Raw genomic sequence first — 24,769 nt, 5'->3', positions numbered from 1 at the left:
CTCGGTCGGTGAGTTCGCGGCGGCGGTGGTGGCGGGGGTGCTGTCGGTCGCCGACGCGGCGAAACTCGTTGTGGCGCGCGGCAAACTCATGCAGGCGCTCCCGGAGGGCGGGTCCATGGTGGCCGTCACCGCGTCCGAAGAGCGGGTCGAACAACTCCTCACCGAACTCGCCGCCGACGGCCACCCGAACGGCAACGGTTCCGCCCCAGCGGCCACCGGGGTCTCGATAGCGGCGGTGAACGGCCCGGAGTCCGTGGTGATCTCGGGTCCGGCCGACGCCGTCGATCAGCTCGTGGCACGACTGGATGTGCGGCACAAGCGATTGACGGTCTCGCACGCATTCCATTCCGTCCTGATGGAGCCCATGCTCGAGGAGTTCCGCGCTGTCGCCGAATCCGTGACCTACGCACCGCCCTCGCTGCCATGGGTGTCGACGCTGACCGGCGAATCCCTCGAGTCCGTCGACGCCGGATACTGGGTACGCCAGATCCGCCAGGCCGTCCGATTCGCCGACGCCGCGAGCACTCTCACCGGATTCGGGCTCGCGGCGATCGCCGAAGTCGGCCCCGACGCGGTCCTCACCCCGCTGCTGGCCACCCTGACCGACACCCCGGCCGTCGCGTTGCAGCGGCGGAACCGGGACACCGACGACGCCGTAGCGGGACAAGCCGAGCACCTGATCGACGGTCTCGCGCGGCTGCACTGCCTCGGCGCCGACATCGACTGGGCGGCCTTCTACGCCGGGACCGGCGCGAAGAAGGTGAAACTGCCGACGTATGCCTTCCAGCGGCAACGGTATTGGCTCCAGCCTACGGCCGCGGCCGTCACCGGCGGCGGGTTCGATCCGGTCGCGCATCCGGTGCTCACCGGCGTGCTGCACCTGCCCGACACCAGCCTGCTCAGCGGCACCCTCGACCCCGCCGCCCAGCCCTGGCTCGCCGCGCACACCGTCGAAGGCGGCACCTTGGTACCGGCGGCGGTGCTGGTCGAAGCGGTGCTGCGAGCCGGTGACGAGGTCGGCGCCGACACCGTCGACCACTTGGAATTGGCCCGCCCCCTGCTGATTCCGGATACACGCCACCTCGAAATGCAGATCGTCGCGCACCCCGCCGACGACGCGGGGCTGCGCAAGGTGGAAGTGCGCGCCCGGCTCAACGGCGCGGACTGGGCGACAGCGGCGACCGGCGCACTCGCCAGCGGCGGCGACACGCCGAGCGCTGCGGACTTCGCCATCGTCTCGACGGTCACTCACCGCCTGGCACCGGAAACAGATTCGGAGCCAACCGGTTTCGTACTGCATCCGCTACTGCTCGACGCCGCGTTGCCCGGCAGGCTCGACGGTCACACCGTGGTCGCACCGACAGTGTGGCGCGGAGTCCGGCTGCACGCCACCGGAGCCGACAGCATCCAGGCCGGTGTGCGTCCCCTCGACGGCGACGCGGTAGCCGTGCGGCTGACGGACCCCGCAGGCAACCCGGTACTCACCGCGAATGCGGTCGAGTTCCACGCGGTGCCCTTGGACGAGACCGGTGACACCTCGTCCGACACGCGCCCCGTGGTGGTGCACCGCCCGACCGCCGTGGCGGCCGACGCCGCGGCCGAATTCGCCGGTCGCCTGGCCGAACTCGACCCCGACCGCCGCCACGCGGAGGTCGTCGACCTGGCCCGCACCCAGGTCGCGGCCGTCCTCGGCATCGCCGATCCGGCGGGCATCGACGCCGAACGCCAGTTCCAGGACCTCGGCTTCGACTCCATGACCGCCGTGCAACTGCGCGACCGTCTGGCGGCGGCGACGGGCGCCACCCTGCCCGCCACCGTCGTGTTCGACCGGCCGACGCTGAACGCGCTCGCCGAGTTCGTGCTCGACGCGCTGCGCCCGCCCGCCCCGTCCGAGACCCTGTGGGCCGGACTGGACCGGCTCGAGCAACTCGCGGGCACGGTGGACGGCCCGGACCGCGACCGGATCGCCGACCGGCTGCGCGGCCTGCTGTCGCGCTGGTCGGACGGTCGGGCGGCGCCGCCCGAGTCCGCCGAATCGAGTCTGCGATCGGCCTCGACCGCGGAACTGCTGAGTTTCATCGACGACGAACTCGGCCGCGTCGGCGACGACCATGCCTGAGCAGAAGAAGGGGACACCCGCAATGTCCGAAGACAAGAAGCTCGTCGACTACCTGCGCTGGACCACCGCCGAGTTGAGCAAGGCGCGCCAGCGCATCGCCGAACTGGAATCCGATGCGCCCGAGTCGATCGCGGTGGTGGCGACGGCCTGCCGTTACCCCGGCGGCGTGAATTCCGCTGCCGCGCTGTGGGATCTGGTCGAGAACGGTGTCGACGCGATCTCGGAGTGGCCCGCCGATCGCGGCTGGGACGTGGACGCACTCTACGATCCCGACCCCGAGCACGTCGGCACCTCGACCACCCGGCACGGCGGATTCATCGACCACGCCACCGATTTCGACGCAGCGCTCTTCGGCATCTCGCCGCGCGAAGCGCTGGGCATGGACCCCCAGCAGCGGGTGCTGCTGGAGACGGCGTGGGAGTTGTTCGAGGCCGCGGGACTCGATCCGGCGGCGTTGCGCGGCAGTCGGACCGGCGTCTTCGTCGGGGCGGGCGAACAGACCTACCTCGACCTCGCCGCGCCACCGGAACTCGAGGGCTATTCGATGACCGGCAAACTCTCGAGCGTGGTCTCGGGCCGCCTCGCCTACACCTTCGGGTTGGAAGGCCCGGCGATCACGGTGGATACGGCGTGTTCGTCGTCGCTGGTCGCGCTGCACCTGGCCGCGCAGTCGCTGCGGCGCGGCGAATGTGATCGCGCCGTGGCGGGCGGTGTCACGGTGTACGGGCACCCGGGCGGATACATCGAGTTCTCGCGCCAGCGCGGACTTTCCCCTGACGGCCGGTGCCACTCCTACGGCGCCGGCGCCAGTGGTACGGGGTGGTCGGAGGGTGTGGGTTTGGTGGTGTTGGAGCGGTTGTCGGATGCGGTGGCTGCGGGTCGTGAGGTGTTGGGGGTGTTGCGGGGTTCTGCGGTGAATCAGGATGGTGCGTCGAATGGTTTGACGGCGCCGTCGGGTCGGGCGCAGGAGGGTGTTGTTCGGGCTGCGTTGGTGGATGCGCGGTTGTCGGGTGGTGGTGTTGATGTGGTGGAGGGTCATGGGACGGGGACGCGGTTGGGTGATCCGATCGAGGTGGGGGCGTTGCAAGCCACGTACGGTCGTGAACGTCCCGAAGGCCGGCCGCTGTACCTGGGGTCCCTGAAATCCAATATCGGCCACTCGGTCGCGGCGGCCGGCATCGGCGGCGTGATCAAGATGATCGAAGCCCTCCGGCGCGGCGTGCTGCCCAAGACCTTGCACGCGGAAGCCCCGAACCCGCACATCGACTGGTCGTCCGGGTCGATCGAATTGCTCACCGAGGCAAGGGAATGGCCACGGACGGGTGAGCCGCGTAGGGCGGCGGTGTCATCGTTCGGTGTGAGCGGCACCAACGCCCACGTCATCCTCGAACAGGCGCCCGAACCCGCGCCGGCGCCACCGGATCCGGTGACGGTGACGCTGCCCGCGGTGCCGTGGCTGGTGTCGGGCAAGACCCGCGACGCGGCCCGCGCCCAAGCGGAGCGGCTGCGCGAATTCGCCGCCTCCGCACCCGATCTGCGCCCCCTCGACATCGCTTACTCCCTGGCGACCACCCGCGCCGCGCTGGACCACCGCGTGGCCGTGGTCGGCACCGATCACGCCGAACTCCTCGCCGCGCTGGCGGAAAGCGAACCGGTCACGACCACTGCGGGCAAGACGGCGTTCCTGTTCACCGGCCAGGGCGCCCAGCGTGCGGGCATGGGGATCGAGCTGTACCGGCGCTTCCCGGTCTACGCCGCAGCCTTCGACGAAGCGCACGAACACTTGGCGCCGCTGCTGGACCGGCCGCTGCGCGACACCATCGAATCGGGCGACCGCCTCGACGACACCGCGATCACCCAGCCCGCTCTGTTCGCCGTCGAGATCGCGCTGGCCCGTCTGCTCGAATCATGGGGCGTGCGACCCGATTTCGTGGCGGGCCACTCGGTCGGCGAGATCGTCGCCGCGCAGGTGGCGGGCGTGCTGACGCTCCCCGACGCGGCGGCGCTGGTGGCGGCGCGGGCCCGCCTGATGAGCACGCTGCCGCGCGGCGGCATGCTCGCCGTGCGCGCGGACGAGGAGGAGGTGCGCGCCGACCTGCCCGACGGCGTGAACGTGGCCGCCGTCAACGCGCCCGGCGCGATCGTGCTGTCGGGCGGCATCGAGGAACTCGACACGCTGGCCGGCGTCTTGAACGCGCGCGGACTGCGCACCCGGCGCCTCGCCGTGAGCCACGCGTTCCACTCCCACCACATGGACCCCATCCTCGACAACTTCCGCTCCGTCGCCGGCCGCATAGACCTGAAGCGCGCGCGAATCCCCCTCGTGTCCAACGTGACCGGCGCGGTCGCGGCGCCCGACGCCCACGCCGACCCCGGCTACTGGGTGCGCCACATCCGCGACACGGTGCGCTTCGCCGACGGCGTGCGCGCCCTCGCCGACGCGGGCGTCACCAAGTTCGTCGAGATCGGCCCCGACGCCATCCTCAGCGCGCTCACCGACGACACGTTGCAGGATCGCGCGCACGTCTCCATCCCGGTGCTGCGCCGCACCGCGGGCGACGCGGCCACTGTGGTGTCCAGCGTGGCCGCCATGCACAACCACGGCATCACCGTGGCCTGGGACAAGGTCTTCGAGGGCGCCGGCGCGAGGCGAATCACTCTGCCCACCTACGCGTTCCAGCGATCCAGGCACTGGGCGGGCGACAGCGTCACCACAGTGAGCGGGCTCGGCCCCTCGGTGGGGCACCCCGTCCTCGACGTCGCGGTCGATCTGGCCGACGGCGCGGGGGTGGTTGTCACCGGACGGCTGACCAGGCGGCATCGCGGGCTCGTCACCGGAACAGCCGTCGCGCCCGGTGTGCTGGTGGAACTGGCCATCCGGGCCGGTGACGAACTCGGGTGCACCGAGCTCTCCGTGCTGACCGTCCTCGCCCCGCTCACCCTGCCCGCCCGCGCCGACTTGCACATCCAGGCGCGCGTGGGCGCGGCGTCGGAGACGGGGGAGCGCGAGGTGTCGATCCACTCCCGGCCCGGCGGATCGGCGGGTCCGTGGACGCTGCACGCGCGCGGCTCCGTGCGCCTGCGCATCGGCGAACCGGGGTTCGACCTCACGCAGTGGCCGCCGCCGGGCGGACAGTTCGCCGAAGTAGAACTGCCCGAAGATATTTCGGCTGATTCCCCGGCGTACCGGCTGCATCCCGCGCTGCTCGACGTGGCGCTCGCGGCGGCGGGGGAGGGCACCCCGACCGAATTCCGTGAAGTACGACTGCTTTCGACCGGTGCGGCGGCGCTGCGAGTGCTGGTCGAGCGCGACGACGACGGCAGGACAACCTTGTTCCTGGCCGATCGCGCGGGCGCGCCCGTCGCCACGATCGGCGGCGTAACCTTCGGCGCACCGGTCGCCATCAACGCACCCCGACCGTCCCTGGCGGACATGGTGTTCCGGGTCGACTGGGTGCCCGCCGGGATCGCCGACCGCCCCGTTCGCTGGGGCGTACTGCGCGGCGCCGGCGCCGTCCCCGAGATCGGCGAGCCGACGCTGTTCACCGACCTCGCCGAGGCCGCGACCGCCGACAAGCCCGTCGACGCGATCCTCGCCCCGCTCGACGCCGAACGCGCGGACCCGGCGGCGGACGCCCGCGACCTCACCACCCGCGCGCTGCTCCTGCTCCAGCAGTGGGGCGCGGTCGAAGAGCGCACCGCCGCACCACTTGTCGTGCTCACCCGCCGCGCCGCCGGACCCGATGCCGCGAACGTGGCGGCGGGTGCGGTGTGGGGCCTGGTCCGTTCGGCCCAGTCGGAACGGCCGGATCGGATCGTGCTCGCCGACCTCGACGACGAGCCCGCCTCGCTGGAGGCGCTGTCGGCGGTGGTGGGCGCGGGCGAGCCGCAGGTCGTGGTGCGCGCGGGCCGCGTCTTCGTGCCGCGCCTGACCCGTGCCGCGCTGCCCACGCCCAGGGACGCGGGACCCGAGGAGTGCGTGCTGATCACCGGCGGCACCGGATCGCTCGGCGCGGCGCTGGCCCGGCACCTGGTCGGCGAGCGCGGCGTGCGGCGGCTCGTGCTGGTCAGCAGGCGGGGAACGGACAGTCCGGGCGCGGCGGCGCTGCGTGCCGAACTCTCGGCGACTGGCGCGCGGGTCGATATCGCGGCCGCCGATGTGGCCGACCGGGACTCGCTCGCGGAAGTCCTTGCCGCGCATCCGATCACCGGCATCGTGCATACCGCGGGCGTGACCGACGACGGTCTGATCGCCGACCTGGATCCGGACCGGCTCGCGGCCGTGCTGCGACCCAAGGCCGACGCGGCTTGGCTGCTGCACGACCTCACCCGCGACCGCGACCTCACCTCGTTCGTGCTGTTCTCCTCCGTCGCCGCCACCATCGGCGGCCCGGGCCAGGGCAACTACGCCGCCGCCAACGCGTTCCTCGACGCCCTCGCCGGCCATCGCGCGGGCCTCGGACTGCCCGCGACCTCGATCGCCTGGGGTCTGTGGGAACAGGAGGGCGGCATCAGCGGGCACCTGGACGCGGCGGACAAGGAGCGGATCGCGCGCGGCGGCTTCCCGCCGCTCGCCGCGGACGACGGCCTCGCGCTGTTCGACGCGCTCGCCGCGGGCGGCGAGGCCGCCGTGGTCGCGACGCCGCTGGACGTATCGGCCATCCGCGCGCGGCCGACGACACTGCTGTCCGGCCTGCTGCCGACCCAGCGGGCGAGCGCGGGCAACGCGGCGGCGCCTGCCGCGCTCGCCGATCTCCTCGCGGACCGCACCCCCGACGAACAGCACGCCCTCGTATTGGAAACTGTTCTGCGCGAGGCGGCTTCGGTGCTGGGCCATCGCGGCGACGACGCGCTCGACCCGGCGCGCCCGTTCAGCGAATCCGGCTTCGACTCCCTCGCCACGGTGGAGTTCCGCAACCGATTGCAGCGCGCGCTCGCCGTGCGGCTGTCCGCGTCGGTCGCCTTCGACCACCCGACCCCGCAAGCGCTGGCGGCGCACGTGCTGGACCAGTGGCGCGACGGCCGCTCGGGCGCCGCCACCACGGTGGACTACCGCGCCGAAGTGCTGCTGGCCGACGACATCCGGCCCGCCGACACCGTCGTCCAGGTCGCCGCCGGTCCCGAGCACATCCTGCTCACCGGGGCGTCCGGATTCCTGGGCGCGTTCCTGCTACGCGATCTGATCCGGACCACCTCGGCCACCGTGCACTGCCTGGTGCGCGGCGCCGACGAGGCCGACGCGACCCGGCGGCTGCTGGCGAACCTGGACTTCTACCGCGTGACCGACGAGGTGGACCGCGACCGGGTGCGCGTCGTGGCGGGCGACCTGGCGGCACCTCGAATCGGACTGTCCGACACCGAGTTCGATGAACTGGCGCGGCGGATCGACGTGGTCTACCACGCGGGCGCCACCGTGCACTGGCTGCGCCCCTACGAAAGCCTGCGCGACGCGAATGTCGCCGGTACCGAAGAGATTCTGCGCTTGGCCGCTCGGCACCGGACCGTACCGGTGCACTACGTCTCGACGGTCGGTGTGTTCGCCGGCGCGCCCGAGGACGGCAGGGCGCTGGCGGTGGACGATCCGACGGGACCCGCCGAAGCGCTGCCCAGCGGCTATCTGCGCACCAAATGGGTGGCCGAACAACGCATCGAGGCGGCGCGCGATCGCGGCCTGCCGGTCTCGGTGTACCGGGTGGACGTGATCTCCGGCGACCAGCGCCACGGCGCCTGCCAGACAAGGGATTTCGTGTGGCTCACGCTGAAGGGCATCGTCCAGGCGCAGGCCGCGCCCGCGGTGCCCGGTGGGTTCTTCCACCTGGCCCCCGTGGACTTCGTCAGTGCCGCCATCGTGGAGATGGCGGGCCGCCCGGAGGCCGCGGGCCGGACGTTCCACCTGCACAACCCATCCCGGGTCGCGCTGCCGGAACTCGTCGACCGGTTGCGCGCCCTGGGCTACTCCATCGCCGACCGCGAGCACGCGGAGTGGGCCGAGGCGATCGGCGCGTCGGGCGACAACGCGCTCGTCCCGCTGCTCGACGCGTTCCAAGCGATGATCGCCGACACCGGCGCGTTCTACCCGGCCATCGACGTGTCCGACACCCTGGCGGCGATCGAGGGCAGCGGCATCGAGTGCCCGCCCATCACCCCGGAACTGTTCGCCACCTACGTGCGGTTCTTCATCGAGTCCGGTCACTTCCCGGCGCCGGCCGCAGCGCTCTAGCGCCCACCACAGGCGAAGGCCCGCACCACCTCCGGGTGGTGCGGGCCTCGAGGTTCCGGCGGCCACCTCGGTGACCACCGGAACCACCGGCTACGCCGGCCGAATCGCCAACCGGTGCGAGAACACGTCGCGCGGATCCCATTTCGCCTTCACGGCCTGCAAGGCCGGGTAGTTGTCCTTGAAATAGAGCCGGTGCCAAGGCGTGTCCGACGTGTTGTACGCCGGATCGGCCACATCGGCGTCCGCGTAGTTCACGAAGCAGCCGTCGGTGTCCGTGCCGGGGACGGGGACCCCACCGGTCGCCGCGTACACGTCGGCGTAGCACTCGCGCACCCAGCGGTCGTGCGCGTCGTCCTCGGCCGGATCGGTCCACAACGTCACGTACATCAGCTTCAGGATCGAATCCCGTTGCGCGGCAGCGGTCGCGTCGGAGGCCACCGCGTTGATCCGCCCGCCGTAGCTCACGAGTGCGACCATCGCGAACGGATTCGCGTAGTCCTCTCGGGTCAGCTGCCGGTACAACCCCTCCACCTGCGCGGCGGGCAGCGCCCGGCGCATGTAGGCAGACTTCACCTTCCAGCGCGCGATCGCGGCTTCCACGAACCCGAACCACTCCCGTGCCGCGTAGAACCACGGCACCCGGCTGCGATCGTTCACGCTGTAGCGCGCGCCGGTGCCTTCGGCGACCTCGGCCAGGAACGCGTCGAGGGTCCGCTCGGCATCCGGTTCGTCGGCGTCGATCTGGGTGCTCATCCGGAACGACCCGGCCACCCGGTGCTGGATCTTGAGCTGGCTGTACAGGCTCAGGTGCGCCGAATCCGGCGCGGCATGCCGCTCGTGCCAGGCGCCGAAGTTGGCCACCAACCGGGCGAAGCCGGCCTCGTCGAGGGAGTCCCACTCCCACGAGATATCCGACACGAGAAGCTCTTTCGGCGGCGCGGGCAACAGCCGCGACGGGTCGGGACCGGTCGTGTCCGGTGAGCGGAACCAGTACTTGGTGACGATGCCGAAGTTGCCGCCGCCCGCGCCGGTGTGCGCCCACCACAGGTCGCGGTGCGGATCATCGGCCTCGCGGGTCGCGACCACGGGCGAGACCTTGCCCGCCGCGTCGGCCACCACCACCTCCACGGCGTACAAGTGGTCCACGATCAGCCCGTGCGACCGCGACAGCGCGCCGTATCCGCCGCCCGCGACGTGGCCGCCCGCGCCCACCGTGGGGCAGGTGCCGCCCGGCAGGGTCACGCCCCACCCCCTGTAGAGCGTCGAGTAGATCCGGCCCAGCGTCGCCCCGGACTCGACGGCGAACGCACCGCGCTCGGCGTCGAAGTAGACCGCGTCCAGGCCCGAGACGTCGATCACCGCGCGGACCTCGGCGTTCGCCGTGAAATCCTCGTCGCAGTGCCCGCCGCTGCGGACCACCACGCGCAGGCCCTCGTCGACGGCGTGCTGCAACGCGTCCACGACCTGCTCGGTGGACCACACCACGCGCACGTAGTCCGGCGAACCCACCCACCGCGTATTGGAACCGGAGATCAGCCCGCGGTAGCGCGCGTCCTCCGGCCGGATCGTCAGTGGTTCGATCATCGGGTCGAATTCCTTTCCCATGAAGGTGACGCCGCCCGTTCAGCTGGCGGCGCTGGCCGTCGCGGATCGGTCCGCGCCGGCCGTGAGGTGGTTCTCGGGCAGCCGCCTGCTCGCCGAGCGCCGGGGCGACCGGCTGTCGGCGGTGAGCAGCGTGGACTCCCTGGTCCCCGCGATGCGCACGAAACCGCTACGCACCAGCGCGGTCTCACCGGACAGGACCACCAGCAGCGGCGCGTGCTCGGCGCTGTCGAGCAGCGTCTCCAGGAACACCAGGCTGGTCTCATCGGCCAGGTGCGCGTCGTCGAACACCAGGGTGGTCGGGTGCAATCCGGCCTCGGCACAGAGCAATTCGAGCCACGCGGCGAGCGCGGCGCGCGTCTGGAACGGGTCGAGCGGCAGCGAGCGCGCCAGCGGATACAGCGCCTCGGCGATCTGGTGCACCGTGCTCGGCGAGCGCAACGGATGGCCCGCGACCTCGGCGAGCTTGGCCCGGATGTCGGCGGGCGCGTCCCCGGCCCGGAGATCGCACAGGCCCGCCAGCATCGTGCGGTGCACGCCCAGCGGATCGGGACCGCCGAACCGGGCGCTGAGCACCGGCTCGCTGTCGCGCCGCGCGCGGATCGCGTGCCGGAACCCGCGCGTGGCGCGGCGCGCGTTCACCGAGGCGGGCGCGACCACCGCCACCAGGTGCGACACCTGTCGCTCGCGCACCCGGTCGCGCAGGCCCAGCAGCGTGCGGACATCCGGATCCGGGTCGCCCTCCGGTTCGCTCGCGGCGCCGGGCGCGGTGTGCACGGCCGCGGCGTGCCACTGCCCGGACGGGTGCGGTACGTACCGGATCAGATGTTCGGTCTCGCGCCGCGCGCACTCGCCGACGGCCACCGCGTCGACCGGCGCGTCGAGCAGCAGGCGCTCACAGTCGTCGAACAGGTCGCCGTACCCGGCGGTGCGCCGCAGCTCCGCGTAGGTGCGCGGGATGCGCCGGGCCGCCGCACCGGTCACCACCGCCGCGCGGAACCGCGGCGTCACCGCCTCGCTGCCCATCCCGGCGGCGGCGATCCACCCGCGGAAGTGCAGCGCGGCGGCCACCACGTCCTGGGGCGCGCAGGCGCGCGGGAACACCGTCATCGTGGTCGAGCCGATCGCGCCCACCACGACGCCGCCGAGCGCGGAGATGGTGCCGCAGATCGTCGGGTGGAAGCGGTCGCCGAGCACCGGCTGGTCGCCCTGCGCGGGCGCGGGCTGGGTGACCTGGAGGAACAGCACGGTCACCCGGTCGGTCGGCCCGCCGTTGATCGGCGTCACCGGGGCGGGCGTCTCGAGAATCGCCTCGTCGGTCGCCACGGCCGCGCTGGGCAGCAGCGAGGGGCTCTGGCGCAGGATCGACTGCTGCAACCGCTGGAGTTCCGGCCCGGGTTCGAGACCGAAGTTCTCGATGAGCGAATTGCGCCAGTCGGTATAGACGCCGAGCGCGTCGGAGGGCCGCCTGCTCCGGTAGAGCGCGAGCATCAACTGCCCGCACGATCGCTCCCGCAGCAACCCCGATTCGGCCAGTTTGCTGAGCGGATCGATCACCTCGACGTGATGGCCGCGCTCCAATTCGATGTCGAAGTAGTCCTCCGCCACCGACATCCGCGCGTCCTCGGCCGCGGTCAGCTCCGGCCAGTCGACACCGTGCTCGGTGAGGTCGGACACCGCCGACCCGCGCCACAGCGACAGCGCGTCGCACAGGCGCGCCGCGGCCGAGTCCAGATCGCCCGCCGCGGCGTCGGCGCGGCCGCGGGCGGCGAGCCGGTAGAAGCGGTGCAGGTCGATGAGATCGGTGTCGACCTCGAAGATGTAGCCGGGCGGGCGACTGGTCAGGGCGAACGGCGTCGCGCTGTCGTCGGGCAGCAGGTTGCGCAGGCCCCACACCGCGTTGTGCAGGATCTTGCGCGCCGACGTGGGCATCGACTCGTTGGGCCACAGCGCGTCCATGAGCCTGCTGGCCGGGACAACGGTGTTCGGATGGAGCAAGAGGTAGGCGAGGGTGGTCCGCTGCCGCACACCCCCGAGGCGGAGCGCGACCCCCTGGTGCTGGACTTCGAGTGGTCCGAGAAGGCTGAACTGCACGAGTACCCCCTAGGGCAGCAAGTCTCGATCTGCCGTTGCGTTCACGATGCGCCGGCGACGTTGCGGGCAGGGCGGCGTGGTGCCGCGTGGTGACCCGGCACTCGCCGCTACCAGCACGGATCGCTTCCGCCGAGGCCGGAGAAGATCACTCGGATCAATTGTGTCGGATCGCGCTTCCGGTCTGCTTACGGCGCACTTCCGAACCAACCGTTGAACTTTCGGTCAACTTTCCGCAGTGTTGCCTGGGTACCCTTGCCGCGTGCGATTTGGGATCCTTGGCTCGCTCGAGGTCGCTACGGATCTTGGAGTGGCCGTCTCGATACCGGAGTCACGTGTGCGCGCGTTGCTCGCCGATCTGGTGGCCAACGCGGGGGAACCGCTGTCGGTCGACCGGTTGATCGATGACATGTGGCCGGCCGTCCCGCCCGCCAATCCGGTCGCTTCCCTGCACACCAAGGTGTCCCAGCTCCGCCGCGCGCTCGAGGACGCCGAGCCGGGCGGCCGGGACTGCATCGTCACCACGCCGACCGGCTACCTCTTCCGCGCCGAGCCGTACTGCTTGGATTCCGTGCGGTTCCTCGCCTTCGTGGAACGGGCCCAGCGCGCGAGCGATCCGAGATTGCGGGTGAACATGCTGCGCGACGCCCTCGCGATGTGGCGTGGACCCGCCTTCGCCGACTTCCTCGACCTCGCGTTTTCCCGGGAAGCGGCGAACACGTTGGAGGAGGCCAGGATCGCCGCGCGCAGCGAACTGGCCGAACTGCGGCTCGAACTGGGCGAACACCGCTCGCTCGTGGCCGAGATCAACGAACTGGTGCGCGAGCATCCGCTCCGGGAGAACCTGCGGTCCATCCAGATGCGCGCGCTCTACCGGGCCGGTCGCGCCGCCGACGCGCTGGACAGCTTCGCCGAACTGCGCGCGCTGCTGGCCGAGACCAGGGGCGCTGACCCCAGCCGCGAGATCGTGGACCTGCACCGCGCCATCCTCGACCAGGACCCGGCCCTGCTGCCCGAAGTGCCGGAGGGCGAGGTGCTCTCGGCCGGGCACAATCTGCCCGAACCGCCGAATCCGCTGATCGGGCGCGACGCGATGGTCGAAGAGGTCACCGCGCAAGTCCTGTCCGACCGGCTCGTCACGCTGATCGGCTCCGGCGGTGTCGGCAAGACCCGGGTGGCACTGGCGATCGCGGGCGGACTCGTCGACAGTTTCGCCGACGGCGTGTGGTTCATCGAGTTCGACGGACTGGACCGCGCGCCCGGTCCCGACGCGCTCGCCGACACGATCCTGGGCGTGCTGGGCGTGGACGTCAACGCGCCGCCGCCCGGATACCGCGCGCGCTCCCAGCCGCCGGGGCGGGTGGGCGCGATCGACCGGATCGTGGCCTTCCTGCGCGGGCGGCGGGCGCTGCTGGTGCTGGACAACTGCGAACACGTCGTGGAGGCGGCCGCCCGGCTGGTCGAGGCCGTGCTCGCCGAACGCACCGAATGCCGCATCCTGGCGACGAGTCGCGCGCCGCTGGCCGTGCGCGGCGAGACGATCGTCCCGGTGGCGCCGCTGGCGCTGCCCGACGCCGAGACCGCCAGTGTCGAACGGCTGGTCGAGTCCAGCGCGGCGCAGCTGTTCGCCGCGCGCGTGCCCGGCCTGCGGTTCGACGACGCCAACTGCCGCGACATCACCGCGGTCTGCCGCAAACTCGACGGACTGCCGCTGGCGCTGGAACTCGCCGCGACGAAGGTGCGGGTCTTCGGGGTGCGGGAACTGCTGGCGCAGCTCGACCGGCGATTCCAGGTGCTCTCCGGCGGCTTTCGCGACGCGCCGGACCGGCACCGCTCGCTGCGCGCGGCCATCGACTGGAGCTGGGAACTGCTGTCCGAACCCGAGCGGGACATGTTGTGCTGGATAGCGATTCACGCCGAGGACTGCTCGCTGGCCGCGGTGGGTGCGCTGTTCGGCGACGCCGGGGACTCCTGCGAGGTGCTGACCGCGCTGGCCCGGCTGGTGGATCAGTCGCTGGTCGTCATGCACGAGGGCCGCGACGGGCCGCGCTACCGGCTGCTCGAATCGATCTCCGCCTATTGCGTGGAACGGCTGGAGGCGATGGGCGAACTCGCCGAATGGCGCGCCCGGCACGCCCGCTACTACGCGGCCCTCGGTGAGGTGATGGGCCCTGCCCTGCTGGGACCCGATCAGCTGCGCCAGCTCGAACGACTCGACGTCGACGGGCCCAACCTGCGCAAGGCGTCCGATTTCGCGCTGGCCCGCCGGGACGCCCGGCTGGCGATGCGGCTGGTCAGCGCCAGCCTGTGGTACGGCTTCCTGCGGTGCCGGTTGACCGAGATGCTGCGCTACCTCTCCGCCCTGGCCGAGCTGGGGGAGGAGCTGCGGCCGGTCGAACGCACCACCACCGCGCTGTGGCGGGCCGGGATCGAACTGCTCATCGGCGACGGCGATCCGCGCCGGTTCCCGCCCGTGGAACTGTCCGGCGACGAGACCTCCGCCGAACTGTTCGAATACGCGCGTGGCGAATGGTTGCTCGGCTACGCGCAGTGGTACACCGGCGCGCTGGAGGAGAGCGAGGAGAGCGTCGGACACGCCCTGGCGACGTTCCGGGCGTTGGAGAACCGGTGGGGGATCGCGGTCTGCCTCAGCACCCGCGCCGCGCAGCGCACCGGGCGCAGCGAACTCGCCGTGGTGCGCCGCTGCGCCCAGGAGAGCGCGGCCATGTTCGCCGAGATCGGCGACCGCTGGGGCAGGCTCAAGGCCATCGAGGCGCTGGGCGTGCTCGCCGAGATCGAAGGCCGCTACACCGAAGCGCGGACCCTGCACCGGGAAGGGCTGCGCATCGTGGAAGACCTCGGCCTGTGGACCGAGATACCGCACAAACTCGCCCTGCTGGGGCGAATCGCGTTGCTCCAAGGCGAATTCGACGTGGCCGACGAGTTGCACAACCGCTCGATGCGGCTGGCCGCCAGCCACGCCAACTGGCTCGGTGAGGGATTCGCCGAGATCGGACTGGCCCTGAGCGCGCGCAGGCAGGGCAAACTCGACGACGCCCAAGCCCACCTCACCCGCTGGGTGCACTGGCTGCGCGATATCGGCGCGCACAACGGGCTCGCGCTCGTCCTGGCCGAACTGGGCTTCATCGCCGACCTGCGCGGCGACGCCGCCGCCGCGCACGAACTCCACTCCGCCGGACTGGAAGCCGCGATGGAGACCGGCGACATCCGGGCGGTCGCCCTCGCCCTCGAAGGCCTGGCCGGCGCCCAAACCCTCGCCGGCCACTACACCACCGCCGCTCGCCTCCTCGGCGCCGCCGAAGGAGCCCGCTGCTCCGCCGCCGCCCCCCTCCCCGGCGGCGAACGCACCGACGTCGAGCGCATTACCACCACCGTCCGCACCGCCCTGGGGGACGACCGCTTCGCCGTCGAATACCACCAGGGTCGCCCGCTGATCGTCGGCGGGCGGGATACGCCGTTGGAAACCTGCCCTTGGCCGGCGACGGTTGAACAGGTGCGGAGAGTTCTGCGCGACCACGCGGTGTCGTAGTTCTGTGCTCCGACTCACCGAGCCGATTGCTTCTACCTGGCATTTCATGAGTGGACGCAGAGGGGATCGAACCCCCGACCGCTGGTGTGTAAAACCAGTGCTCTACCGCTGAGCTATACGTCCGGGCCGCCAGCGAAGACTGACGGGGATTGGTGATGAATCTACCGTGACCAGGCGATCGGCATCAAACCGCCAGGTCGAGGCCACGATTGCCGCCTCGGTGCCGCGCGCGGAGCCCGGAAGCCGACATTCGCGAACGTCCAGCTTGTGTCGGCCTGTCCAGCCTGTGCGGGCGCGTCTTGGCACACTATTGGCACACTGGGATTCCGCGAACCATCTGCTCAGGGCCAGTTTTTGCCCACCACCCGATACGCGCGTACTGGCCGCTGCAAGACCATTGGCTATCTTTGGCAACCATATCTCGTTCCCGTCCGCGCGAACCCGCGCGTCCGGGGTGGTCTGCCGCTCAGATGCCGTCGTTGTGCGGGAAGAGGCTCCCGCCTGCCTGCTGCAGATCCTCGGCGACGACCTCGGAGTAGATGCCGACCGTTACGGCAGGGTGGTGCCCGTGCCACGCTGCGACGATGTGCGCGGGGATGTCCGAGGTGAGCATCAGGCTGACGCTGGTGTTGCGAAGTCCCTTGAGCAGAATTCGCCTGAGTTTCGCGCGTTCTCGGATTCGATGGAACTCGTCGCTGTACCACTCCGGGGTGATGGGGGTACCGTCTGGATGTACTGCGACGAGCCGATCGTCGGACCAGGATTCGCCGCGGGCTAGGCACTCCGCCTTTTGAACGATCTTCAGCGATTTCAATGCTGCCAGGAGGTCCGCTGGCGGTGGCAGATCCCGGCGACTGCGTTTCGATTTCGGCAGCCCTTCGTCGGTGCCCTTGCGGAGTTTCACACGTCCGCGTCGGATTCGAATCCTGGTGTCGTCGATGCGACTCCAGCGCAGCCCCAGCACTTCGCTGCGGCGGGCACCGTAGCAGGACAGGAGCCAGCAGGCGTACAGGCGTTCCCCGCGAATGAACTCGCGGAACCGGGTGACTTCCTCCAGGGACCACGATTTTGACTCGACATCGTCGTCATCGTCATCGATTTCGTCCAACGGGCGCTCGACAAGTTTTACAACGTTCCGAGGAAGGGCGCCCTGGTCGACAAATGACTGCACTACCCCGCCGAATGTCGACAGCATCGTTCGCACTGTGATCGGCTTCACGCCCCCGGGAGGTCCGGAAATGGTTGCCGGATCGGCGGCAATGTAGAAACCGTGCCGAGGACGCCGAACACGACCCGCTTTGTAGAGTGCTGACAAGGCGGTATATATGTCAGTGTCCGGAAATTCCGATTTGATCGCGCTGGCCGGAAGTCCGGCGGGATGCTTGGCGAGATGCGCGGCGATCCGTGAACAAAGCGAGTCCGGCTGATAGTGCCGCGGCCCGACTCGCCCTTCGCTGAGCATCCACTCGACCAATTCATCGACATCATCCTTGGCGAGGTCACGCAGTTTCTTTCCGCCCAGCCTGCGGCGTACCGGCTTGAGGTCGTACTCGTAACCTTCGAGCGTTACACGCCGAACGCGTCTGCGGCCTCGGATCCATTTGTCGATCGCCTCGTTGACGGTGAGTTCGGTGAGTTTCACAAATGTCCCGGCGTCGACTTCGGTCTTGATTCTCCGATATTCCTTGATGGCCTTCTTTTTGGTCGGGTAGGTGAATCGCGGGCGGTTGCGCCGACCGTCCGGACTTTTGCCGACGTCGATCTGGAATGTGTAGGTTACCTGGCCGTTCTTAGCGACGCGCTCCTTGATCGGGCTTGTCTCACTGTTCGATTCGGGGTCATGGTCGGCCTGGGAAGACTTCGCCGTAGGCATAACTGGTCCCTTCGGTCGGGGAATCGTTGGCTGGCCGATAGTTTCGGGGTGCCAGCGGAACGGTTTCAGAGATTTGTCGGTGAAATCTTGTTGACAAAGTGTGTCCGCCCGCAGATGTGCTGGAGCGCGGCAATTGCGCCAGTTGTGCGCCGTTGACACTGTCTATTCATGCGTATACACCGCCAACGGGACCGGTTCGCGGTGGCAGGGGTAATCTGGCGGGGATGTATCAACCGTTCAGCTGGCGCAGAACCCATGCGGACGGAACTCGAACTCGCCGACCGACTCGTACTGCGGGTATTGATCCCGCTGCTATCGCGGCATAGGCGGTGGATCGGCCGACTCCTACGAGCTGAGCGAACTCGCTTACGGATACGGTCGCTTCCGAGTGAAGTCGACTGAGAATTGCCGCGATATCCTGGTCAGGCATGTCGGCGCAGCCTGACTGTCCGGTGCACGCGCATGCGTGATTTGCGGCGCGGGAGACGCGGCTTCGATGGCCGGCGGCGGAGGCGGGGCAGATGTCGCCATTCGGGGGGCAACCGTCGGCCACTGGCGCGGACCGGCGATGCAGGGCCGTCCGTACGGCAATCATGTTCTGCGGGGTCCTGGATCGACCTATTGCCGCCGAGCGCGCTTGATTGGGTGTTGCCGCTACGAGCGTGCGGGCCGGATAGTTGGCGTGAGCCGGACGGCTCGGATCGCTCCTCGGTCATGGAGGTCTGCGCGGTAGCCATGGATACTTCTCCATCGGCTGTGCATCTGACCTCGATCCCTCGCCTCAATCAAACCGTACAAGGGCTCCGGCCGCCACCCTCAGTCGAACTCGAGCGACCGCGCGGGGCAGCCAACCCTTATCGACTGAGCATGCTGTGATTGTGGCAACGGAACGGTAGCTGGACGTTGCTGTAGACGAAGTCCGCAACGGGCGGCACGGGGCCGTAACCGATCTGCGGAAGGAGACTGTCAGGTGATGAGGCGCAACGTGGTAGCCGTCAGTGCGGCAGGTAGAGGCCCGCGCGCCAGACATGGTGGGTGAATGCCGCGGGAGTGAGGGGTTCGCGGACGGGTACTCCGGGGGCTGTCGGTTCGGGCCAGAAGCAGCAGCCGCATCGGTGTTCCCTGTCAAGTCTGGGCGTGTTGCAAGACCGGCATGCCGAGAGATCACCATCGGCCGCTCAGCTGCTGGATAGTCAGTCTTTTCTGTCGGTGCCGGATCGTATGGTGGTCGCGTGACCGATATTGCTCCGCTTGCTGCTTCGACTCGGGCAGTGTTCGGTGCCCCTGGCGTGCATGCCGTGGTGCGGGCCGGGCGGAGGGTGCATGCGGTCAGCCTCGGGCAATGGGTCGAGGACGAGGAAGTGCCCGAGCTTCTTTGTCACACGGGTGTCGCGGGGTGGTCGCCGACGGCCTTGGCGCCGACGCGAGCGGAAATCACCTGCGCTCGATGCCTGCGCCGGATCGGCGCGGGCACCACTGCGCTGCGGCAGCTGCTGTTGTTCGGCGATGACGAGGTTCAGGCCGCCGGATAGCGCAGACATCAATTCGTCTCGGGGTTGATCGGGATGACGGTCCGGCTGCCGATGCGGCCGGATTTCTGTGTGAGGCGGTCGTTTTCGACGGTGAGGACGTTGACGATCCGTGCGAACGCTTCGACGGATTGTTCGAGCTCGTGGATCTTCTTGCGGGCTTCGGCGAGTTTGCGCTGGGTGGATTCCAGCTCGTCGCGCAGTTGCTGTTCGCTGGCGGGGGTGTGTCCTTGCGCGCGGACGCGGGCGTAGAACTCGTCTTTGAGGTCGGTGTGACGGTGGGTGAGGACGTGGCGTTTGACGTCGGCCTCGGCGGCGAGGGACACGACGGTCAGAGCGCCGTCGGATCGTAGCGGGGTCCCGGCCAGCAGCCGGTCGATCGCGGCGCGGATCTGGCCGCGTTGGTCGGTGGTCATCGTGGCTCCGGATCGGTGGTTGTGATGCGGGTGCGGTCGTGGGTGTCGGCAAGCTCGATCAGTGAGGCCGCGCGGTGTTTGAGCCGCTCGGCGACGGGCTGCGGAACGAGCGGCGAATCAGCTTGGGCGCGGATCTGGTCTGCGGCTGTGCGCAGTTGTCGGGCGTGGGTGTCGGTGCGGGCGATGTTCGAGCAGTTGGTGCGGCAGCGGTCCAGGCTCGGTGTTGGGGTGGGCCCGCTGGCGTTGGCGGGGTTGCAGAGGGCCTTGCCGGGGTCGTAGTTGCAGGCGAGGTAGGCGTCGGCGTTGTCGAACACGGTCAGCGCCGGATCCGACAGCAGGGCTTTGGCCTGCCGGGGTGTGGTGACCAGACCGCCGAAGCGGTCGTGCTGCTCGTGTGCGGCGCGGATCAGCCGCCGGGCAGCAGGCCCGGAGACGCCCTCTCCGTGGTCGAGGGCGTCGTGGACCTCGCTGAGTTGTTCGGCGACCGCGCGAGCGGTTTCCAGGTCCAGCAGCTCGTGTATGCCGTCGCGTTGACGGGTGGCGTAGCCCTCGCTGATCACCGTGCGCATGTGTCCGTATTGGACCGCGAGGGCGACCAGGCCGCCGGGCCGGCGAGCGATGTGCCAGGCCAGGCTCCGCCGGAACCGGGCGGTGCCGATGTTGCCGTGCGGGTCGGCGGGGATAGCGACCCCGCGGCCGGGCCTGGTGGTGTGCTCGTTGACCCAGCCGACGAATCCCTCGACCCACTGGACGACGGTGCCGCGAACCAGCGACCGGCCGTGCCTTTCACCGCGCTGGGTGGGAAACAGTAGTCCGGCAGGGCCGTTGAGGCGTTCCAGGACCCTGATGGCGGTGACCACGGGTGGAACAGCAACCCAGGGGACTTCGCGCAGCTCACCAGCGGAGCGATGATTGCCGTCGGCGTCGCGGGCGGTCTTGAAATGCCGTGCATGGATGAGATGACGACGGCCGCCGGAGCTGTCGTCGCGGCCTGGCCGGGGTTCGGGACAGCAGCCGACTTCGAGGGCAAGTACTTCGCTCGGGCGCATCCCGGTCAGGTAGGCGATGACCACGAAGCACGCGGTGCTCAGCAGCCGGACGAATGGCTCGACCTGGTCGAAGTCGATGGCGCTGACCCAGGGTTCGCCCTCGATCAGGCCGGTAATCGGGATGTCGAGCGGACACCGTCCAGGGTTGGTCTTGCGATAGCGCTGCCAGCGCGGAGTCTTCAGAACGCGGTGGGCCTTCTTGTGTGGGGTGCCGGTGATCGCGGCAATGTAGGTGGCCGCGGCGCCAGCTCGGAGGGTGGTGTGCGTGGGCAGGGGTTTCCCGGTTGCCTCCAGGTCTTCGAGATAGGCGATCAGTGCCGGCGGTGTCCCGCGGGGCAGGTCGGTGTCGGGTGTCTGGGCAACGACCCGCCGCAGTCGTTGTTCCACGGCTCGGGCCGCGAGGATGTCATCGGCGAACTCTTCAGTGAACTTCAATGCCCAGATCAGCAGCGGACCCATGGTGGCCGGGCTGATCGGCTCGGTCGAGTTCTCTCCGGCGGCAGTGGCCGCGGGCAGATAATCGTCGAGACCTTCGGTCTCCCAGGGCGGGGCGCCGATGCGCGACCGGGTCGGCAGGTGAGGCGCGAACGCGCGGAGCCGGGTCAGCGCGATGAGGTGGCTCGTGGCGGTGTTGCGCGCGACTTTACGAGCTTTGACCACGTAGTTTCCGTAGTCGGCAAGGACATCGGTGGTTGCTTGGGCCAGTTCGGTGATGCCGCGCTCGCTGAGCCAGGTTGCGAATACCCGCCAGGTCACGGCGGTGTCGAACATCCGTTGAGGGCTCAGCCGCGCCCGCATTGTCGAGCCTCCACGAGTGAGCACCGTGTCCGGGACCGGGAAGTTCAGCAGCGCCCAGACGGCGTGACGGAACTGCTCACGCAATTCCGCAGGGAAACTCTGCCACTGAATCCGGTCGCTGGTAGTCGACGGATTGTCACTGGTGAATGTCAGCGACCAGACCGGATCATCGAATCGAGGGATGAGCTCGCGGCGTTGTTCGGCGACCGTTGCCGGGTCGACCACCGGATCGGCGGGAGCCGGGAGAGCTGGTTGCCGCCATGGCGCGGTCACGAGTCGAACCCCTTGCGCAGCAACAACTCGATGGTCGCGCGGTCGCTGGAGTTGACCGCCGTCAGCGCGTCGGCCCATTCTGCTGCGGTGAACGAACTGTCCTTGAGCTGGGTCAGCCGGCTGTGGTGCTCGCGCCAATCGTGGGCCCAGGTCCGGGCAGGAAGAACGGTGCGCAGGCTTTCCAGTGCCTGGTGCAAGTAGGCCAGGCGCGGCAGATGCCGCGGTGTGACCACCGCGTTGGCGCAGGCCAGGCAGAGCAGAAACGATGCCCGGCAAGGCGATCCGTGCGGGCTGAACGGGCTGTGAGTGTAGTCGCCGCAGTTCGCCGTGGCAGTGTCGGTGCCGCGGTCACCGGCGCAGGAATCATCGGTAACTCTCGCCGCGACAACAGCTTTGGCGTGGTCGACGGCATCGGCGATCCCCTCGGCGATCACCGCTTCGGCGCCCCGGTGCGTGGCTGGATCACGTAGAACGTAGACGCTGTCGTGAACGTCACGGCTGTGCTGGGTGGGAGTGCGCCGATGCAGGACGGTCACGGTGCGCCGCAAACGCCGCAGATTCAGCTCCCCGGCCCCGGTCACCTGGCTCCATCGACGGAAGGCCGGGTCGCCGACGCCGTTGCCGGTGCCGATGCCGGTGCGCAGCAGCGCAGCGCGATCGGCGACCAGCAGAGGAAGATGAACGTGCCAGACGAGAAGCAGATCGGTCGCAGCGCCGTGAGCGCGCAACAGGTCACGGGCCGGGGCGGTGGCCTCGATCGCGCGGGTGAACAGCCGCCCTGGCGAGTTCGGGCCCCAGTCGGTCAGATTGCGGGTCTCGTAACGGTGGGTCGCGTTGCGTCGGCGTTTCTCCAGCTCGGCCCGATAGACGATCGGCTCACCCGGCGCTGACGCGGACAGCACTTGCGGAACCACCATCTCCGAGACGGCCGTGAGATTCCAGCCGTGAGCACTCACGATCAGCGTCACCAGCGAGACCATCTCGACCCGGTCGAGAAACAGCCGCCGCCAGGTCCATTCCGAGCTGATCCCGCCCAGCGCGTCCAGGTAGGACGCGACGACCCGACGATGACCGTCCGCGCCGACATCGACAGGAACATCCCCGGTCCGCGCCAAATGGTCGAGCGCTTCACCCAGCACCCACTCGCGGCTGCCGTCGTCGAACGCGCCCGACCGCCAAGCATCCAGATGCGCCCGGTTCTCGGCGATCCGCTGCCAGGCCCGCCGGAAGTGGCCAGCCGCAGCCTGTCTGATCTCCTCGAATTCCTCCGGCGAATAAGCCGATTCCGTGGCACCCGAGTAAGCGACCCGTCGCAGGACCGCCTCGCGAGTCGCCTCGGGAAGCCGATCATCGCGCTTCAGCAGTGCCGCGATCTTGCGAATCTGCCTTTGTCCCAACGGCTTCTGTGGGCGACTGACCCTCCACTGGTTCCAGACCGCCGGAGTGATGTCGGCGATGGACTGTGGTGGAGGGTCCAGTTGCGCGAGCCATCGAGTGAACGTGCGGACCAGCAACCACACCTCCGTGCTCGAGACCGTCGATCGCCATTCCCCCGGTGGGTAGATCCGGCTCGCGAACGCCGCAGCGAGAGATCGCTGCAAGGCAGCCGACACCGGCAACGCACCGAAGTCGAAGATCGCCCGCTGATCACCCTTCTCGCTGATGTGCGTGACCACCGGACCGGCATCGTCGAGCACCGATGGCCGACGGTGCCCTTCGGCCGGCAGCGCGGCGTGCACTCCCCGCGCCATCAGCCGGCCACCTCGGCATCGAGGATCCGGTCCGACGCCGCCGCCAGCTTCGCGAGCAGTTCGGCGACATCCGGATCATCGTCCTCGATCAACAGTGACCGCACCTCCAGGTCCGAGACCGGGGCCAGGTAGATATCGCGGGTAACCTGTTCGCTCGCGTGCCCGAGGAGGTCTTTGACCATCCGCCAGGGCGACATGTAGAGCAGCATGTAGTCGCGGCGTTCCTCGGGCGTCAGATCCAGCCGCATGTCCAGCGCCCGGTGCAACGCCACCAGCATGTAGAGCGCGAACGAATGCCGCGCCATGTGCGGCGTCGCGAACGGCGGATCCGGCACCACCCCCGTCAGCATCGCCGCGCAACGCCGCGATGCCGACCGGAACACCGCCTCCCAGGAATGGCAGCCGAACGGGGTCCCGTCCTCGGCAAGCCACAACCACAGCGGCTCCAGCCCGCTCTGCCCCTGGACGAACAACCGCCGCCGCTCGTCCGGCTCCAGCGCATCGATCCGGCGTTCCCCGGTCCGGCCGTGCCGGTCGCGCCAATGCAGCACCCGTTGCTGCCACCCGGACTGCTTCACCACCAGCCAGATATCGTCCAATTCGTCGTAACGGCCTCCGGTTTGCGCCCGCCGGATCGCCGCTCTGCGGGTCGTGGCGCAATACGCCTCGACCTCCCGCAACACGGTCGCCGAAACATAGAACGTGCGAGCCCGCTTGCCCTTGGCCACCGCCGCCGCCAGCCGGGCCTCGACGTACCGCTGCGGCGTATTCGCCGAGGCAGGCAGCTCGATCGTCAACAGCGACCCGCCCTCCCCGAGCCGCAATCCGCTGCTCAACAACAGGTCGGCGAACGCGGCATTGCGGTCATCGTGACGGCCGCGCCAGGACGAGTCCATGCGGCCTTCGGCGGTGTAACCACGCAGCCCGACATCGCGCCACAACCGAAACGCCCTGGGCGTCAACCACTTCACGTTCGAGGACCGGACATCCTTCGCGCGCGCCTCGGCCACCCCCACCAGGTCCCCGTAGCGGTTGCGGACCGTCTTGACCCCGACCGGGCTCTCGGCCACATACCCCTGCTTGACCGCCCACCTATAGAGCCGGCTCAGCGCCGCCAACTCCCGGTTCCACTTCGAGCCGCTGATCCGCCGCATGTTGCGCGGCGACCGCCGCCGCCAATCCTCGAAGTCGAGCAGATCATCGTAATCTGCTGCGTCCCAGTACTTCCCGCGGCTCCACAAGAAATTGAAGAACACCCGATAATCCGTGGTGTACGAGCGCTTCGTCGCCTTGCGAAGGTTCGCAAACGACGACCGGCCGAAGTAGCGCGTCAAACGCGCATCCACCCGGAAGTCCGGATCCACCATGAACGGGTCACCCGGATCCAGCCCGAAGGACTCCTCCCGCTCGACAAGATCCCGCCACTCATCCAGCAGCGGATGCTGACCGGCCGGAGCAACCAGCTCCGCGGACACCCAATGCACCGTCCACAACCTGG

The 24,769-nt window shown here is 69.5% G+C and carries 12 protein-coding genes and 1 tRNA gene; 4 read left to right on the top strand and 9 right to left on the bottom strand.

The annotated features are described in order from the left end of the window. Positions 1-2,119: acyltransferase domain-containing protein (locus tag DFR74_RS29185; RefSeq protein WP_113975349.1), on the top strand; the 2,119-nt coding region annotated here is incomplete at its 5' end. 22 nt (positions 2,120-2,141) lie between these two features. Then, positions 2,142-8,339, top strand: coding sequence for a type I polyketide synthase (locus DFR74_RS29180; RefSeq protein ID WP_067514186.1), 6,198 nt, complete (start codon positions 2,142-2,144; stop codon positions 8,337-8,339). 90 nt (positions 8,340-8,429) lie between these two features. Here the strand turns inward: DFR74_RS29180 and DFR74_RS29175 are convergent, their stop codons facing one another. Together DFR74_RS29175 and DFR74_RS29170 are read right to left on the bottom strand one after the other, a co-directional pair. Further along, positions 8,430-9,923, bottom strand: coding sequence for an FAD-binding oxidoreductase (locus DFR74_RS29175; RefSeq protein ID WP_198161918.1), 1,494 nt, complete (start codon positions 9,921-9,923; stop codon positions 8,430-8,432). Between the two features lie 39 nt (positions 9,924-9,962). Continuing rightward, complete coding sequence (locus tag DFR74_RS29170; protein ID WP_170160816.1) at positions 9,963-11,969, bottom strand: BTAD domain-containing putative transcriptional regulator; 2,007 nt, start codon at positions 11,967-11,969, stop codon at positions 9,963-9,965. Between the two features lie 373 nt (positions 11,970-12,342). Here DFR74_RS29170 and DFR74_RS29165 point away from each other — a divergent pair, with 373 nt between their 5' ends. Further along, on the top strand, positions 12,343-15,582 hold the full coding sequence (locus DFR74_RS29165) for a BTAD domain-containing putative transcriptional regulator (RefSeq protein WP_198161920.1): 3,240 nt from the start codon (positions 12,343-12,345) through the stop codon (positions 15,580-15,582). A 51-nt stretch (positions 15,583-15,633) separates the two neighbouring features. Here DFR74_RS29165 and DFR74_RS29160 read toward each other — a convergent pair. From DFR74_RS29160 to DFR74_RS38115, 3 genes are all read right to left on the bottom strand, one after another. Next, positions 15,634-15,705: transfer RNA gene (locus tag DFR74_RS29160), tRNA-Val, on the bottom strand. Between the two features lie 343 nt (positions 15,706-16,048). Further along, complete coding sequence (locus DFR74_RS29155) at positions 16,049-17,455, bottom strand: site-specific integrase (RefSeq protein ID WP_084538202.1); 1,407 nt, start codon at positions 17,453-17,455, stop codon at positions 16,049-16,051. Positions 17,456-17,684: 229 nt separating this feature from the next. Then, on the bottom strand, positions 17,685-17,885 hold the full coding sequence (locus tag DFR74_RS38115; protein WP_113975348.1) for an excisionase family DNA-binding protein: 201 nt from the start codon (positions 17,883-17,885) through the stop codon (positions 17,685-17,687). 802 nt (positions 17,886-18,687) lie between these two features. On the opposite strand from DFR74_RS38115, the gene DFR74_RS29145 reads away from it, so the two are divergent. Further along, a complete protein-coding gene (locus DFR74_RS29145; RefSeq protein WP_147265983.1) occupies positions 18,688-18,987 on the top strand; it encodes a hypothetical protein in 300 nt (99 codons plus the stop codon). An 8-nt stretch (positions 18,988-18,995) separates the two neighbouring features. On the opposite strand, the gene DFR74_RS29140 is transcribed toward DFR74_RS29145, so the two are convergent. Genes DFR74_RS29140 through DFR74_RS29125 form a run of 4 tightly spaced genes read right to left on the bottom strand, consistent with a single transcriptional unit; the run spans position 18,996 to position 24,746 of the window. Next, positions 18,996-19,400 (bottom strand): hypothetical protein, encoded by a 405-nt coding sequence (locus tag DFR74_RS29140; RefSeq protein WP_067514191.1) that lies wholly within the window; start codon positions 19,398-19,400, stop codon positions 18,996-18,998. After that, a complete protein-coding gene (locus DFR74_RS29135) occupies positions 19,397-21,520 on the bottom strand; it encodes an integrase (protein WP_232331925.1) in 2,124 nt (707 codons plus the stop codon). Before DFR74_RS29135 ends, DFR74_RS29140 begins: the two co-directional genes overlap by 4 nt. Further along, positions 21,517-23,271, bottom strand: coding sequence for a hypothetical protein (locus tag DFR74_RS29130; RefSeq protein ID WP_067514192.1), 1,755 nt, complete (start codon positions 23,269-23,271; stop codon positions 21,517-21,519). The genes DFR74_RS29135 and DFR74_RS29130 overlap by 4 nt, the downstream gene beginning before the upstream one ends. After that, positions 23,271-24,746, bottom strand: a complete 1,476-nt coding sequence (locus DFR74_RS29125; RefSeq protein WP_232331926.1) for a site-specific integrase — start codon at positions 24,744-24,746, stop codon at positions 23,271-23,273. The genes DFR74_RS29130 and DFR74_RS29125 overlap by 1 nt, the downstream gene beginning before the upstream one ends. Positions 24,747-24,769: the final 23 nt, after the last annotated feature.

The sequence above is a fragment of the Nocardia puris genome, from assembly GCF_003315035.1.
Classification (GTDB): Bacteria; Actinomycetota; Actinomycetes; order Mycobacteriales; family Mycobacteriaceae; genus Nocardia; species Nocardia puris.
Note: the sequence above shows the minus strand (reverse complement) of the source record. Positions and strands in the feature narration are given on the sequence as shown.